Below are 15,954 nucleotides of genomic sequence, written 5' to 3'. Positions count from 1 at the left end.
TGATTACTAGCCATCACACCATCACTGTTAAAATAGTACCATGTGCCCTTAATCTTTTCCCATTTATTACGAAGGATCTTTCCTGAATCTGTAGCATAATACCATTTATCAGTAATCTTCACCCAAGCATTTTGAGCCATTGCTCCACTACTATTAAGAAGATAATCGTTCACTAGAACATTGCTAGCCATAACTCCATCTTGCTTGAAGTAATACCAAACATTGCTAATTTTTTCCCATCTATTACGAACAATCTTTCCTGAATCTGTAGCATAGTACCATTTATCCGCAATTTTTACCCAGGAATTTTCTACCATTGCTCCACTATTTTGAAAAGCATAGTCATTAACAATAGTATTGCTGGCCATGATTCCATGTTGATCAAATAAATACCAGACACCCGCAATTTTTTTCCAATTTTTGATTGGTTGATTATTCTCATAAAAAAGCCATTTCCCATGCTCTTTCTGCCAACCATTCTTATGAGCTTCTTCAACTTTTTCTTTATTTGAAATAGCCTCTTTTTTAGAATTATTTTCTTTTACAACAACTGGTTCTTTCTTTTTTTCCGTCTTTTCAGTTTCATTCTTTGTATTTTCAACAACTTTTTTCTCTTCTGAAGCTGGAGTCTGATTTTTATCTTTAGACTGATTTTTGTCCACAGATTGATTCTTATTCGTCGTTTGACTTTGGTCCGTTGTTTTACTATCTTCAGCAAAGACTGATGTTGTGGGCACAATTGCCAATGCAAGCACTGCCGTGCTTACAAGTAGTGTTCTCTTCATTTTACTCCCCTAAGTAGATATTCGTCTACATCATTCGTAATTAACTTTATTTTAACATAGTTAAAAGAAGAAAATATTACAAAATGATGAAAATTCTATTTCTTATTAACAATAAGGATGGTCTAGCTTATCTAAGGCTGGTTTTTACTTCCTTGCGTAAATCTTCCAGACTGCTAATGCCGTATTTGTCCATGGCTTTTGGCAGATTTTCGATGATATCAGGGCAGGCATAAGGATTGGTAAAGTTGGCTGTTCCAACTCCAATAGCAGATGCTCCTGCCAGATACATTTCTAGGGCAGCTTCAGCCGAATCCACTCCTCCCATTCCAATGATAGGCAGGTCTGTTGATTGGGCAACTTGGCGGATAAGCTTGAGGGCTACTGGAAAGACTGCCGGACCTGACATTCCACCCGTTCCATTGGCCAAGATTGGTTTTCTAGTTTTGAGGTCAAAGCGCATTCCAACTAAAGTATTGATCATGGTTAAGCCACTTGCCCCCGCATCTTCTGCTGCTTTTGCGACAGTAACGATATCGGTCACACTAGGGGTTAATTTGACATAAACTGGCACATCAGAGGCTTCCACAGCTGCTTTCACCACATCATAAGCCAGATCAGGATCTTGACCTATCAAAAGTCCGTGATTACAGTGATCTACATTGGGGCAAGAAATATTGAGTTCAATAGCCTTTACATTGGCTGCCTTGGAAATACCATGAGAAACAGCCGCATACTCTTGTTTTGAAAAACCAGCTACATTGGCAATAATAGGAAGATTTGGATATTCTCTTTCCAGCCAAGGTAACTTTTCAGTCAAAACAACCTCTAAACCCGGATTTTGCAAACCAATTGCATTAAGCATACCAGCGGGTGTTTCTGCCACCCTTGGAGTTGGATTTCCAAAACGGGGTTCAAGGGTTGTTGCCTTAATCATAATAGAACCCAAAAGGTCTAAATCATAGTACTTGGCATACTCTTGTCCAAAGCCAAAACAGCCTGATGCTGGAATAATCGGATTTTTCAAATCCAAACCCGGTAGAGAAACTTGTAAACGATTTCTAGTCATGATTTTCTCCTTATAATACAACTGTTCCTGTGCGGAAAACAGGGCCGTCTTCACAAACTCGTTGGCTGATGGTATCACTTTCTGGCACTTTTAGGACACAGGCATAGCAGGCACCCATCCCACAAGCCATACGAGATTCCAGAGATAGATAGGCTCTTGGGTGGTCATAAAAGGTTTGATTGATATACTTCATCATTCCAGGCGCCCCACATGAGTAAACAGCATCAAACTGATTGGCTAAGTCATTAATGACAACTGAAACATTTCCCTTAATGCCATAAGAACCATCATCTGTCGTTACAAAGACCTGACCATATTGAGCTAATTCCATCTCCAAAATAACAGCATCCTTATTAGCAAAACCAAGAACAGTCACCACTTTCACGCCACGGGCATGCAATTCCTTGGCTACTTCAAGCAAGGGCGGAACACCAATCCCCCCGCCGACAAGGAGAACCTGGCTCTGCTCATCTAGGTCAGACAAGTCAAAACCATTTCCCTGAGGTCCCATCACATCAAGAGTATCTCCCTGACCTAAGGTTGAAAAAATAGCGGTCCCAGCCCCCTCAATCCGATAAATGAGATGACACTGCCTCCTAGCCTTGTCAATAGACGAAATTGAAATAGGACGGCGCAAGAGATGGGCATCATCAGGCACACGAAGATGAAGAAATTGGCCTGCTCGCATGGCTTCAACCATTTCCCCTTCTAGGACTAATTCAAAGATTGCTGGCGCGATTTCCTCCTGAGCAACCACCTTCATGGTTTCCAAACGAATGGCACCCAAACGTTTCTTACATGTGGGATTCATGACTTTTCCTCCTTAAATTTTAAGGGGACCAGATAAAGAAAAGACCTTGCTAGTGCAAGGCCTCAGTTAAAATCGTACAACAGAAGAGAGCACACTCAAAAAGTCTCATCTAGAAAATTGTACTATTCTTTTATCTGACACCTTGTGAGTCTCTCTGGACTCCCCTTAAAGGTTAAATTTTTATTAGTATACTCTTTCAGCTAAAAAAAGTCAAGTAGAAAACGAACATTCTACTTGACTTCACAAGACTATTTTTCACGAATGACTTCGACCTTGTAACCATCAGGGTCTTTGACAAAGTAATAGTTAGGTGCAGTTCCTGGTAGACCATTTGGTTCAGTTACTTCATAGCCTTTGGCACTGTGCTCTTGATGAAGAGCTTCAAGATCAGGTGTACTGAGGGCGATATGGGCAAACCCATCTCCAACCACATAAGGACCATGATCGTAGTTATAAGTCAACTCCAACTCATAGTCGTCACCCTCAAGTCCTAGATAGACAATTGTGAAGGCATGGTCTGGAAAATCTCTGCGACGCAATTCTTTAAAACCAAAAGCATCTTGATAAAATGCGATTGATTTTTCAAGATTTTCTACTCGCAAGCAAGTGTGTAGCATTTTTGAAGCCATATTTTTCTCCTTTATTTTTAAAAAGACTGGGACAATCCTGTTCCAGTCTTATCTGTTATTATTTACCAAGTTTTGCTTTAGCTGCATCTGCAAGAGCTGTGAAAGCTGCTGCATCGTTAACAGCCAAGTCAGCAAGCATTTTACGGTTAACTTCGATCTCAGCCAATTTCAAACCATGCATCAATTGTGAGTATGAAAGTCCGTTCATACGAGCTGCCGCATTGATACGAGTGATCCACAATTTGCGGAAGTCACGTTTTTTCTGACGACGGTCACGGTATGCATAGTAGTAAGAGTTCATTACTTGTTCTTTTGCAGTACGGAACAAGATGTGTTTAGCTCCATAGTAACCTTTTGCTAATTTAAGAATACGTTTACGACGTTTGCGTGATACAACGCCACCTTTAACACGTGCCATGTTTTATTTCCTCCAAATATTTCCTAGAATTGTTTACTTACAGTCAAGCTATTATTTCAAGCGAGTAAGCATTGCTTTGATACGTTTGTAATCTCCTGAATGCACCATAGATGCTTTACGAAGATGACGACGTTGTTTCTTAGTTTTTCCGTGGAAACGGTGAGAAGTGTAAGCACGGAAACGTTTAAGTCCACCAGAACCTGTACGTTTGAAACGTTTAGCTGATGCGCGGTGTGTTTTTTGTTTTGGCATGATTTTTTCTCCTTTATTTAACTTTCTGACAATTATTTTTTGTCAGTCGCTGGCGCCAATTGCATGAACATTTGACGTCCATCCATTTTAGCACGTTGTTCGATGATGGCAATATCTTGAGTTGCTTCAGCAAACTCGGCTAAAACTTTTGCACCAATCTCTTTATGGGTAATCATACGACCCTTAAAGCGAATAGATACCTTAACTTTATTTCCTTTTTCAAGGAATTTGCGTGCATTGCGAAGTTTTGTATCAAAGTCACCCTTGTCAATAGTTGGACTTAGACGAACTTCTTTCACAGTAACAACACTTTGTTTTTTACGTTGTTCTTTTTGCTTCTTCTGGTACTCAAATTTGAACTTACCGTAGTCCATAATTTTTGCAACAGGCGGTTTGGCTTGGGGTTGAATCAATACTAGGTCAACATTAGCGTTATCAGCCAAAGCTTGCGCTTCACTGAGTGGCTTGATGCCTAGCTGTTCTCCTTCAAGACCAATCAAGCGAACTTCACGTACACGAATCTCATCATTGATGAATAAGTCTTGCTTTGCTATGGTTTTCACCTCTTTTGTTTTATTAGAGAAAAACAATAGCGGACTCGTAAATATACAAGCCCGCACGTTATGATAGCGTTTCTTAGAAACTTTTCATCCGTAGGGCCAGGCAACTTAATGTCACAAGGCGAGAAGCTCTCACTTCTGCTTTTCTCAACTTTTATATGATACCAAGTTTTCTAAACCTTGTCAAGATAAAAAGTTATTTTTTTGAAAAGTTTCTGTTTGTATTTTGACTTGGTTTCCGCATCAAAAAGAGAGAACCAAGTTGATTCCCTCTCTATGTTAGTTTTTACTTATTTTCCCTATAGGAAAGCTAGAATCTATTAAAAACTTCCTTTTTCCGTAAACTTCCCCATCTTTCGATAAATAGAATCCCCACTAACAAAAGGATAATCAGGCAAGGAAGTAAGACCATCCCCATGCTCCAATTTAGATTGACATTATCAATCAGCTTAGGTAATCTTCCAGATAAAATCTCCACTGAACGTAAGTAAGTAAAAGGAATCAGATGTGCAATCCTTTGAAGAGGCTGAATTGTTTGGATGCCAAACAATAAGCCAACAATCCCAATGAGTGACAGAAAGAGGACAGGCATTTTTTGCTTGAAAAAGTAAGTAATCAAATACACAACTTCCACAATGACGATAAAGGCTAAGAAAGTTAAGAGCAAGCTAGGAAATAACACATCTTGTATCTTTCCAATAGTTACCTCTTGATTCACTAAGCTATAAATCGGGTAGGGATAATCTAACTGTCCAAAACCACTTATCAGACTTCCCACTAGAAAAGAAAATCCGCTGATTCCGATAAACAGCACAGTTACATAGCCCACCCCAACTCCAAGAGAAGACATTGCAAATGTCACTTTTGAAAAAGGATATAACTGAGCTGTATCCAGATGATTTTGATATCTTTCTGCAAATAGTTGCGTTAGCATAAAAATAATAGCAACTACAAACAAGGTTGGGATGATAGCCTCTAAAATCCAGACAATCTGATCAATCCCGTGGGTCGGAAACTCCAAAGTATGTGCTTTTATGTTCAAGGGATACAGGGCTTGGTAAGTCTTTCGTTCGCGGTCAACAGCCATTTTTAAGTCAGAACTAGCAGTCGGTTCCTTTGATAAAATTTCATAACTCTTCTCTACATCTTGCCACTGCAAATAGTAGGCTTCTTTCCAGCGCCCTTCTTTTAATAAAGTCAGAATTTCTGTCTTTTGAGTCAAATGATTTTTTTGCGAGTCTAAATTTTCTTTAGCAAACTGGTATTCCTCCGAGCTGGTGTCAGATATTTGGGAGAGTTTCTCTTCATATTCATTGATGACTCTCTCATTTTTTACAAGACGGGTTTCCAACTCGCTCTCCAAGCTGACGGAGTTTGCAGTCTGACTATTAAAATAAAAGGTAACACCGAGTCCAGATACAAATAAAGCTAAGATAATCCAGTTTAAGCGACTTTTGAAAACTTTTTTTAATAAAAATAGACTAATATCTTTCATAAACTAAACCTCTTCTATCTGCCCCTGATGAATGGTTACTACTCTATCGCAGACATCAAGCAACTCTTCCTTATAGTGGGAACTTAAAAGAACCAGCTGTTCTTGTCTATCGATTTTTGCTAGCCTATCAAAAAACTTCTGTCGATAATACTCATCTAAGCCATTTGTAATCTCATCCATGAGCCAGCATTTCGCCTGACTGAGGAAATACATGGCAATCACCAAGCGTTGCTTCATGCCTAAGGAATACTTGCGAATGGGAAGTCTGACATAGTCCGACATTTCCCAGTAATCAATTTCATCCCCCAAGTTCAGCCCTGACTTCCAGATGTTTTTGATAAGACGAAGGTAGTCCATCCCACTTAAGTTTCCATCCAGCCATTCAATACTCTCATAATAAAATAAAGAAGGAGGGGCTGCAATATTTCCACTACTTATAGGAATTAAATTGCTAATGGCACGGAACAGTGTCGTCTTTCCAGAGCCATTTATAGCAAGAATACCATAAATCCTACCCTTTTCAAATGTAAAATCAACATCTTGTAAGATGACTTGTCGCGTTTTTAAGGTCACATGAGTAAGCTGCAACATATCTAGCCCTCCTTTTTATCACTCTTTAAGGATTAATAGCCTCCGCTGTAGTAGTTTATTACCTCATAACGATTGTAATTCCAACCAGAACCAATTTTATATTCAGAATAGCTGTCATAACGAGACCATGACGGAATCCAAATATATTGATGGTCGTGATAGTTGGTACTATACTCCCAAACAGTATTCCAATCATACCGATAACTCTTAGTGACCGTCACAGCAGATACACTGGGTTGAAAGGACCAATAGATCATAAACTAACTAATTAAATGGTTTTTACTAATTTTTAATGGTTTTATATCATTAATGTTGAAGACGCTTTCATTATATCGTTTTTATCATTATTATGCAACAGATTTTTAGTTTATTTTACTAATATATAATATTTGTCCTTCCTATCGAACGCTTTCGATTTTCCAACTATTCCAACCTTTAAAGCGTATAGCTCCATGCTGGTCAGTTCGGTAAACTTTGCTATTGATACCTTCCAGTCGTGTCAAGGTTTCCTGATGGGGTAATTTGGTTCGATTGCTCTTTTCAACTGAGATAAGAGTAAGCTCTGGTTTGAGTTTTTCTAGAAAGGCTGAACTTGATGATTTTTTAGAGCCATGTTGGCTAGCTTTCAAAACATCCACTTCTAGGTCAGGATATTGCCTCAGCAATTCCTTCTCTCCTTTCTCCTCCAAATTTCCTGTGAAGAGAAAGTGCTTATCCAAGAGTTTTCCATACAAAATCAGGGAATCTTCATGACCTCCATCTCCAATTTTCCTTGGAGATAGGACTTCTAACTGACTTCCAAAAATGGGCAAGTTCTCTCCTACTGTCACACTACGCACCTTGGTTTGAGTCGCTTGTAGTTCTGCCACAAATTTCTTCTGTTTCAAACTGCCTTTGGACACTAAAATTTCGCCTACATGGAAAGCCTTGGTCACCTCCAACAAATCTCCAACATGCTCCTTGTCCGTATTTGTCAAAATCAGCTGGTCAATCTTGGCTACTCCTCGATTTTTGAGATAGGGTATCAAGGTTCGTTGAGCATTGCTGGTCGTCGCCTTTTCTTGCCATTTCTCGATTTTCTTATCAGACTCTGCCTTGCCACCCACATCTATGAGAATGGTCTTCCCAGTTACATCCCGTAGGAAAATACTTTCGCCTTGCCCCACATCCAGCATGGTGATTTCATTTTCCAGTGGATACTTGGCCAGGAAAAAGAGACCAGTAATCAATAAGCTCAACACTGCTAGCCTTTTAATGTTTTTCCTCAAATCATAGACTAAAGCCAAAGAAATTAATAGTAGTATCAACAGCCAAGCATTTGGTTGTCCAAAGACCAGTGGCCTACTTGCCACCTGTGATACCAAGCGAATCATTCCCTCCAACCATTCAAAAATAAAATTCAGCTGAATGACTGGATAGAGAAAGGAAAGGGCAAATAAGATAGACAAGAGCGGTAAGAAGACCAAGTCAAATAGAAAGGAAAAGACATAGGTCAAAAGGATAGACCAAGGCTGAAATTCCGCAAAATAAAAGGATAAAATGGGCAATATTCCCAAAGAAATAACCAGACCTTCTCTAGCAACAGCCTTGAGCCCCTCCTCTTCTTTGCTAGTCATAGTCAATATAAAAGCATAAGCGCAGGACAAAACTCCCCCTGCAGTCAGGAAAAAGTTGGGCATGATAATAAAGAGAACAAGCATAGTCAAGGCAAAATTATCCAAGCCCTTAACCCCATGTTGAGCCAATAGTTTTTGCAAAAGACTGCGAATGACCGAGGCTGAAAATCCAGTCAGGCCTGCATAGATAAGAGAAAAGGGATAAGTCAGCCATTTCAACTTTTCTTGGGTCAAGCCCAATCGCAAGAGGAGTTTCTTAAATCCGTCCATGAAAAAGCCTACCTGCATGCCGGACAAGGCAAATAGGTGGATAATTCCTAGACTGGAATAAAGCTCATTCATCTCCTCAAAATCTGTGTCCAGATGTCCTAATAGAAGCCCCGTCATGTAATTGCGCATAGGGTCTGGAAAGTGCGTCTTAATCCAAACTACAGCCTTACGGCGTAAACTGGATAGATTTTCTCCTATATCCCAACTGCTAACCTGTTTAAGGGACTGTATTCTTTTGATATTTAGAGTCTGGAAAATTCCCTGAGTCTTCAGATAGGCTTGGTAATTAAAGCCACCAAAATTTCTCTGCCCTTCTGGCTCTGATAGTTTTCCTTCAAGTTCCAAATCATGAAGGGCTGTTAAGGCTTGAAAGGCTTCTTTCTCCTCCTCGGACTGGAGTTTATAATAAACTTGAAAAATGCGTCCATCAGACTTGCCACGAAAGGACAGACTATCACCATTGACCTTAATAGTGTCTGGTAAAATCCGTACCCTTTCAACAGAATCCGCCAAATTTTGACTCGCTTGACTCTCTTTCCAATTTTGAAACAGAAACCAAAAGCCAAAGATTCCACAAAGCACTAGAACTTTTCCCGCAGATTTCCAAGGAAATTGGAAAAAGAGACAGACTAGCAGAAAAACAAAGCCCAACAAAGCAAGATAGGATGCTGAGAAAATAGCGTAATAAAGCCAAAGTAACAGAAAACTCAGGTAAATTAGGGGAATAGAGAAATTTTTAATCCACTGTAACATAATCTTTTAACTTTTCTATGGTCTTGGCACCAATTCCAGAGACTTTCTTGAGTTCATCAACCGACTTGAATTTCCCATTTGACTCACGATGGTCGATAATGTCCTGAGCTCGTTTTCCTCCCAGTCCCTTGACCTGCTTGAGTTCTTCCAGACTGGCCTTGTTGAGATTGACCTTCTTTTCTTTGCTTGTTGAAGAAGGCGCTCCAGAACCTGCCTGTTGACTAGCTGATTCTTCTCCCTTAGTTGGAACGTAAACCAGAGCCTCATCACTAACTTTCTGAGCTAGATTGAGCGACTTGCTGTCTGCTTGCTCTGTCAAGCCACCAGCCTTCTGAACAGCATCATTGACCCGACTACCTACAGGCAAGTCATAAATCCCTGGCGATTTAACAGCACCTTTGACATCTACTGTGATTAGATCTTGTTCAAGGGGTTCTTCCTTTTCTTCCTTCTTCACATCCTTTTCGGTCGATGAATCCTTGGAACCAGCTGCAACTTCTGCCTGTAAATTCGTTTCTTTGACAGGTGTGTGTGGAGCTGGCTTTAGCAGGAAAAATCCGCCGATAAGTAAGCCCAGACCAGTACAGATGACAATGATTTTATACTCTTTGATTTTCTCGATAATTGCTTCCATATTTTCTCCTCTCTTAGATTATTCGTAAGAGGAAGAAAAAACAGTCGAAAATTTCTTCTCAACTGCTTATTTATTTGCAAAATAGTCTTCCTTGGTCAAGACATAATGAACTCTTGTCACGATTCGGCCTTCTTCATGTTGGTCCATACAAGCATAAGTTTCTTCGTGGGAAAAACGCATTCCTGATTTCTCCATGACCTTTCCTGACGCGGGATTAGCCTTATCGTGTAAAGCAACTAACTTATTCATTCCTATCTTCTCAAAAGCTAGCTCAATTACGGCACGATTGGCTTCTGTCGTCAAACCTTGATTCCAATATTTTTTATTGATAATGTAGCCAATAGCCGCCTTCTTAAGAACAGGATCAATCTTGTGCAAATCAATGGTACCGATAAACTGACCATTGCTTTTTAGTTCTATTCCCCACCGTCCCAAGGGATTTGCCAAGTAGAACTGAGCAATGTTATTCTTGGTTTTTTCCAAGCTTTGATTGGTTGGAAAAGTGTAACGTGTATTATCCTTATCCGAGGCATACTCAAACATTGCTTCTGCATCATCCAAGGTTACAGGTCTAAGCAATAAACGCTCAGTCTCGACTATGGGATACTGAGCTAGTTTTAAAAAGATTGATTCCATACTTCTCCTCCATTTAAAAATATTTTCTACCAGTCTAGCATAAAAAAGAAGTTACAACAAGAAGCGCGAACAAAGAATACCAGATAACTGATTCTAGAGCAGAAAGTTTTCTGGTCTTTGGAAGCATTTCTAAATGTTTCTTAAAATCAATAATTACATAATTCAGAGTCCCACTGACAATGAAGATTTATCATTTTTTCTTTCCTTTTTTGAATCTAGTATTTACTTTTTTTATAACATAAAGAATAAAACTTCCCAAAATATCCATTTCTATTGCATAGATGAACAATTTGACACTCCAGACCAGCCAAATAGGTCGCTTAATGCTCTCATCTGAATAACCACTATAATTAATAATCCCTAATAATATTGCAAAAGCTACCATCTCAAGTGGGATACGAATTTTTGCTTTCTTTAAACTGAATCCCTTAAATAAATCTCGAAAAGTCTCTTTTTTCGTAGGCACATCTTCCCAATACTCCTTGCTCTGAATTTTTAGATATAAAAGGTAGGCAACTTCTGTAATCAATTGAGAAAATGCATAGCTGAAAAGAAGAGCTCCAAGAATTCCAAAAATAAGTATCAACTTACCTGAAAGAAGACCGCCTATCATAGAAACTATAAAAATAATAAGAAGAGAGTTCTTACTATAAGCACTGGATTTTGCAAAATAATTACCCATTGTTCTATTGATAGAAAAACCTTTTTTTAACTCTCTTTTTAGCCAAAAATACTGATAAATAAAACTACAAATTGTACAAATAACTAAAAATGGAATAAAAATTGGAGAATATAGAGAGAATCCTATAGTAAATTCCTTCGTTGAAATAGAAGTAACTATAATCAAAAGCATCATCAACTGCAGAGAAAAGTATATGACCATATAGACTAGTAGCAGAAAAATTGTTGACAAAATTTGCTTCTTATATACAAAGAGACCAACTAATGGAATGAAAAATGCAATAATAAGGTAGAAACAAGAAATCAAGAGTAAATCAAAGAACCAATTCATAAATGGATTTATTATAGCGATTGTATCAAAATAGTAATAAAAAACGAAAATTTCTAGTGCTAATATAAATACTCCTGTCCATGAAATAACCATCATACTTACAGATGCGCGAGTGTTCGCTAAGCTTTTAAAATATACTTTATTTAATTCTTCAACTTCTTTCACTGTTTTTTCTTTCCTCTTTTGAATCTAGTATTTACTTTTTTTATAACATAAAGAATAAAACTTCCCAAAATATCCAATCCTATTGAGATTATAAATATTCTGATAAGCCAAAGCATCCAACATGTATGTCTGATTACCTGATCCGTATATCCAAATTTATTAAGGATTTGAACAAAAATTACAAATGACACTATTTCAATAGGAATACGAATTTTTGCTTTCTTGAGACTGAATCTCTTCAACAATTTTTTAAAACTAACATCTCCTCGTGGCTCTGTTTCCCAATATTCCTTGCTTTGAGTTTTAAGATATAATAGATAGGCTACTTCAATGATCAATTGAGGGAAAGCATAACTAAAAAGTAAGCTAATAAGAATGAAAAAAATGAGTATCAATTTACCTGAAAGTATGGCAGCCAACATAGAAAGTCCAAAAATGATGTAAAGAGAATTTCTACCATATGCATTAGATTTAGCAAAATAATTCCCCATCGTCCTATTTACAGAGAAACCTTTTTTTAACTGGCGTTTTAACCAGAAATATTGATAAATAAAGCCACAAACTGTAGAAATTAACAAAAATGGAATAAAAATTGGAGAATACTTAGGGAATCCAAGCGAAAATTCCTTCGTCGAGATTGATGTTACAAAAATTATCAGCAACATCATTTGTAATGAAAAGTATATTCCAATATAAACCATCATCAGAGAAAAAGTTGCTAAAATTTGTCTTTTATATGCAAACATTCCTGCTAATGGAATAAAAAAAGCAACAATTAAATAAAGTAAGAAGAAAATGAGAAGATCAAAAAACCAATAAGTTAATGGATTTATTAATAAAACCTCTTTTAAATACCAGGAAAAAACCCAAATAATTAAAGATAATATAAATACTCCTGTCCATGAAATAACCATCATACTTTCTGATGCGCGAGTATTCGCTAAGCTTTTAAAATATGCTTTATTTAATTCTTCAACTTCTTTCACTGTCTTTTCTTTCACTTTAACCTCCTAAATTGACCTAACTCTAAGTCCGTTTAATTAAAAATCACAGCTTAATCAGCTTATTCTAATTTTTCAATAAATTAAAAACATCTATAGAACTCGATCTTTCAATTAAATATCTTTATTTTCTAATTCTTTGTATAACTGTCTCAATATCATGCCGCGTTTAATCAATTGGGTATTTAAAATAGTGTATACAATAAAATATGATGATAAAGTTAATACAAGACTAATATAATTACCTAAACTTATGAAAATAATTCCAGTCACTATTCCTATAATCAAAAAACAGAGCATCGTTATATATAATATTAAAATATTCCTTTTTTCTTGCTTTAAAAAGTTTTGATAATTTCTTAAATCAATTTGAAATTCTTCTAACTCAATGACACGATTTAAAACATAATAAAGGAATAGACTGCTACCAATACTAATGATAATATAAGCAAGGACCAAAGACAGCAACCGAAAATCTGTTGGTACTTTACCATTTTTACTTATACTTCTTAAAACACTATATAAAACAAGAGCAATTGAACTGTAACCAGTAAGAGCAGTTGCTCCAGTGGTTTTATCCTTTGTTGAATATAACAGTTGATGATTTTCATTGTTATAGTAGACAGATTTTCCCTGATATATACCTAGGGCAATGAAATTTTTAGTGTTACTTTTCATAATTATCTTTATCATTTATAAGTTTTATACAGTTCATTTATGATTTTTCCTCTCTGAAATACTTTATTATAAAAGAACATAAAATATATAGTCATAAATAAAACTGAAACAACTCCCCATGAAATATTGCCATATGTGATAAAGAGGTATGCAAAGAATATTATAATTAGTGGTAATATGATAAGAGATAAATAGGTAAAGAAGACATTTTTTCGCTCTCTTAACACAAAGTCCCTCATTGCTTTTTCCTCTAATTGAAGTTCTTTCACTTCTCTATCACGATGGAAGGTCGCATAACAAACAACAAAGGCTGTTATAAAGGAAATCAGGATGCCAATCATTAGAAATTGATATCTTCCCAGAATGGTTAAATAGTATTTGGAATTGACTCTTCCAATTATGACATAAAGAATCATAATCAAGCTACTGCCAGCAGTTTCCCAAAAAGAAGTCTTTTTTCTTACAATGTTTAAACTATAATCTTTTTTATCAAAATAAACTGGATTTTTATCAATTGTTCCTATCGGAACCATATTTTTTAAATATTTTTTCATGAATCCTTTTCCTTAGTGGAATATTTTTTGTCTAACATATGAATCACTTTATATCTTTGTACTGGTTTCGTGTTTAATAACAATAGGGGGAACATAAAAAATAAAATGGCTAAAAATAGAAACAAAAAACTAGAAATCAATAAATAAATTATTGAAAAAATCACTGGAAAAAGAAATCCCAGTAGTATAATGAAATGACTCTTAACTATATTTTTCTTCTCGTTTTGAAGAAAAGTCATCATATCAGTATTTGAAAGCACGAAAGGTCTAATAACTAATTCTTCATTCAAAGCAGGTCTGTAGAGGAGTTTTGAGACAATGATCATTAGAAAAAAACCAAAAATCAAGGGCCAAAAACCACTGAATACCTGAACTTTTGTTATTTCTCTTACAATCACATAAAGGATAAGTGCTACTCCTGTTGAGAAAGCGATAGGAGACACTTTAAACTTTGTTTTAGAATGACCTAAGAACATCTTGTCTGTTTTCTTATCAAAAAAAACTGTTTCCCCTTCAAAATTACCAATTCCTACAAATTCAACGTCCTTTAACTTTATAATTTGATTTTCGTCCAAGAGAATCTCCTTTTTTCTTATCTGATGTACACTCAAACATTGCTTCCGTATCATCCAAGGATAGAAATCTAAGCAATAAACGCTATGTCTCCACTATTGAATGCTGGCTAGTTTTAAAAAGATTGATTCCATACGTTTCTACCATTCAAAAGTATTTTCTATCAGTCTAGCATAAAAAAGAAGTTACAACAAGTTTTTCTTGATTTTTAAAGCGGTTTCATATAGAATAAAATCATCACCTTATTTTATAGATAATTGTGATAAATCATTTACAACCTGTCAATAGAAAGGGAGTTTTTCTCTATGTTAATCGGAATTCCAAAAGAAATTAAGAATAATGAAAACCGTGTTGCCCTCACACCTGCTGGTGTCCACAGCTTAGTCGGTCGTGGTCATCGCGTCCTTATCGAAACAAATGCTGGTCTCGGTTCTGGCTTTACTGATGCTGACTATCAAAAGCAAGGAGCTGAGATTGTCGCTACTGCTGGTGAAGCTTGGGCTGCAGAATTAGTCGTGAAAGTAAAAGAACCATTAACTTCTGAATATGAGTACTTGCGTGAAGACCTGCTTCTATTCACCTACTTGCACATGGCCGCAGCGCCTGAATTAGCAGATGCTATGCTAGTAGCAAAAACAACAGGGATTGCCTATGAAACTGTCCATGATTCCCAAGGCCAGTTACCACTCCTTGTTCCTATGAGTGAGGTTGCAGGCCGTATGGCAGTCCAAATCGGTGCTCATTTCCTAACTAAGCAAGCAGGAGGTTCTGGTGTCCTACTGGGTGGTGTACCGGGTGTACCTAAAGGGAAAGTAAGCATCATCGGTGGCGGTGTCGTAGGGACCCATGCTGCTCGAATTGCGCTTGGTCTTGGTGCTCAAGTAACCATCCTTGATATCAGTGCTAAACGTCTCTCAGATCTCGAAGAGGTCTTTGGTCACCAAATTCAAACTCTCATGTCCAATTCATTCAACATCGAAGCCAGTGTGAGAGATGCGGATGTTGTAATTGGGGCGGTTCTCATTCCAGGTGCCAAAGCACCAAAATTGGTTACTGATGAGATGGTCAAACAAATGCGCCCAGGTTCAGTCATCGTTGACGTTGCCGTTGACCAAGGTGGCGTTATCGAGACAGCTGACCGTGTGACAACGCACGATGAACCTGTCTATGAAAAACACAGTGTGCTCCACTATGCCGTTGCCAACATCCCTGGTGCGGTTGCTCGTACTTCAACCATCGCCCTAACAAATGTCACTCTTCCTTATATCGAAGCTTTAGCAGAAAAAGGATTTGTACAAGCAATCTCTGAAGATGAGGGCTTGCGCCAAGGTGTTACCACTTATCAAGGTTACTTAACCAGTCTTCCAGTAGCCCAAGGTCTCGATAAAAAACATACTCCAATCGATGAACTAGTCTAAAAAATCTAATTATCAGATAAAAGAAAGAGCAATTCCA

19 protein-coding genes and 1 other annotated feature are annotated in these 15,954 nt (G+C 37.3%); of the genes, 1 reads left to right on the top strand and 18 read right to left on the bottom strand.

Translation table 11 applies throughout. The features are described 5' to 3' along the window. The 18 genes from N8O80_RS03245 to N8O80_RS03160 form a co-directional block, all read right to left on the bottom strand. On the bottom strand, positions 1-785 hold a 785-nt coding region (locus N8O80_RS03245), incomplete at its 3' end, for an N-acetylmuramoyl-L-alanine amidase family protein (protein WP_369010946.1). Positions 786-912: 127 nt separating this feature from the next. After that, positions 913-1,851, bottom strand: a complete 939-nt coding sequence (locus N8O80_RS03240; RefSeq protein WP_261026901.1) for a dihydroorotate dehydrogenase — start codon at positions 1,849-1,851, stop codon at positions 913-915. Positions 1,852-1,861: 10 nt separating this feature from the next. Then, positions 1,862-2,662 (bottom strand): dihydroorotate dehydrogenase electron transfer subunit, encoded by an 801-nt coding sequence (locus N8O80_RS03235; RefSeq protein ID WP_261026899.1) that lies wholly within the window; start codon positions 2,660-2,662, stop codon positions 1,862-1,864. Positions 2,663-2,910: 248 nt separating this feature from the next. Beyond that, the gene (gene gloA, locus N8O80_RS03230; RefSeq protein ID WP_000157153.1) at positions 2,911-3,291 is read right to left on the bottom strand and encodes a lactoylglutathione lyase; all 381 of its coding nucleotides are present in this window, start codon (positions 3,289-3,291) and stop codon (positions 2,911-2,913) included. 58 nt (positions 3,292-3,349) lie between these two features. Next, on the bottom strand, positions 3,350-3,709 hold the full coding sequence (rplT, locus tag N8O80_RS03225; protein ID WP_000124834.1) for a 50S ribosomal protein L20: 360 nt from the start codon (positions 3,707-3,709) through the stop codon (positions 3,350-3,352). A gap of 51 nt (positions 3,710-3,760) precedes the next feature. After that, positions 3,761-3,961: a 50S ribosomal protein L35 gene (gene rpmI / locus N8O80_RS03220; RefSeq protein ID WP_001125943.1), complete on the bottom strand. Its 201-nt coding sequence runs from the start codon at positions 3,959-3,961 to the stop codon at positions 3,761-3,763. Positions 3,962-3,993: 32 nt separating this feature from the next. Next, complete coding sequence (gene infC / locus N8O80_RS03215) at positions 3,994-4,524, bottom strand: translation initiation factor IF-3 (protein ID WP_000848180.1); 531 nt, start codon at positions 4,522-4,524, stop codon at positions 3,994-3,996. Between the two features lie 15 nt (positions 4,525-4,539). Next, positions 4,540-4,671, bottom strand: a sequence feature (ribosomal protein L20 leader region). A gap of 160 nt (positions 4,672-4,831) precedes the next feature. Further along, entirely contained in the window at positions 4,832-6,016 is a 1,185-nt protein-coding gene (locus N8O80_RS03210) for a hypothetical protein (RefSeq protein WP_261026898.1), read from the bottom strand. A gap of 3 nt (positions 6,017-6,019) precedes the next feature. Further along, positions 6,020-6,607 carry an ATP-binding cassette domain-containing protein gene (locus N8O80_RS03205; protein ID WP_261026896.1) on the bottom strand — a complete coding sequence of 196 codons (588 nt, stop codon included), beginning with the start codon at positions 6,605-6,607 and terminating at the stop codon, positions 6,020-6,022. 32 nt (positions 6,608-6,639) lie between these two features. Further along, a complete protein-coding gene (locus N8O80_RS03200) occupies positions 6,640-6,864 on the bottom strand; it encodes a hypothetical protein (RefSeq protein ID WP_261026895.1) in 225 nt (74 codons plus the stop codon). 141 nt (positions 6,865-7,005) lie between these two features. After that, positions 7,006-9,246, bottom strand: coding sequence for a DNA internalization-related competence protein ComEC/Rec2 (locus tag N8O80_RS03195; protein WP_261026893.1), 2,241 nt, complete (start codon positions 9,244-9,246; stop codon positions 7,006-7,008). Beyond that, on the bottom strand, positions 9,230-9,880 hold the full coding sequence (locus tag N8O80_RS03190; protein ID WP_261026892.1) for a helix-hairpin-helix domain-containing protein: 651 nt from the start codon (positions 9,878-9,880) through the stop codon (positions 9,230-9,232). The genes N8O80_RS03195 and N8O80_RS03190 overlap by 17 nt, the downstream gene beginning before the upstream one ends. A gap of 66 nt (positions 9,881-9,946) precedes the next feature. Further along, on the bottom strand, positions 9,947-10,516 hold the full coding sequence (locus N8O80_RS03185; protein ID WP_261026891.1) for a GNAT family N-acetyltransferase: 570 nt from the start codon (positions 10,514-10,516) through the stop codon (positions 9,947-9,949). Between the two features lie 190 nt (positions 10,517-10,706). Continuing rightward, positions 10,707-11,693, bottom strand: coding sequence for a hypothetical protein (locus N8O80_RS03180; protein ID WP_261016795.1), 987 nt, complete (start codon positions 11,691-11,693; stop codon positions 10,707-10,709). Beyond that, the gene (locus tag N8O80_RS03175; protein WP_261026890.1) at positions 11,690-12,694 is read right to left on the bottom strand and encodes a hypothetical protein; all 1,005 of its coding nucleotides are present in this window, start codon (positions 12,692-12,694) and stop codon (positions 11,690-11,692) included. Before N8O80_RS03175 ends, N8O80_RS03180 begins: the two co-directional genes overlap by 4 nt. Positions 12,695-12,808: 114 nt before the next feature. Continuing rightward, positions 12,809-13,372 (bottom strand): hypothetical protein, encoded by a 564-nt coding sequence (locus N8O80_RS03170; protein WP_261026888.1) that lies wholly within the window; start codon positions 13,370-13,372, stop codon positions 12,809-12,811. 11 nt (positions 13,373-13,383) lie between these two features. Continuing rightward, positions 13,384-13,926, bottom strand: a complete 543-nt coding sequence (locus N8O80_RS03165; RefSeq protein WP_261026886.1) for a hypothetical protein — start codon at positions 13,924-13,926, stop codon at positions 13,384-13,386. Further along, positions 13,923-14,501: a hypothetical protein gene (locus N8O80_RS03160; protein WP_261026884.1), complete on the bottom strand. Its 579-nt coding sequence runs from the start codon at positions 14,499-14,501 to the stop codon at positions 13,923-13,925. The genes N8O80_RS03165 and N8O80_RS03160 overlap by 4 nt, the downstream gene beginning before the upstream one ends. Before the next feature lie 303 nt (positions 14,502-14,804). On the opposite strand from N8O80_RS03160, the gene ald reads away from it, so the two are divergent. Further along, positions 14,805-15,917 (top strand): alanine dehydrogenase, encoded by a 1,113-nt coding sequence (gene ald / locus N8O80_RS03155; RefSeq protein WP_261026883.1) that lies wholly within the window; start codon positions 14,805-14,807, stop codon positions 15,915-15,917. Positions 15,918-15,954: the final 37 nt, after the last annotated feature.

Source organism: Streptococcus mitis (assembly GCF_946190155.1).
Lineage (GTDB): Bacteria > Bacillota > Bacilli > Lactobacillales > Streptococcaceae > Streptococcus > Streptococcus mitis_CL.
Note: the sequence above shows the minus strand (reverse complement) of the source record. Positions and strands in the feature narration are given on the sequence as shown.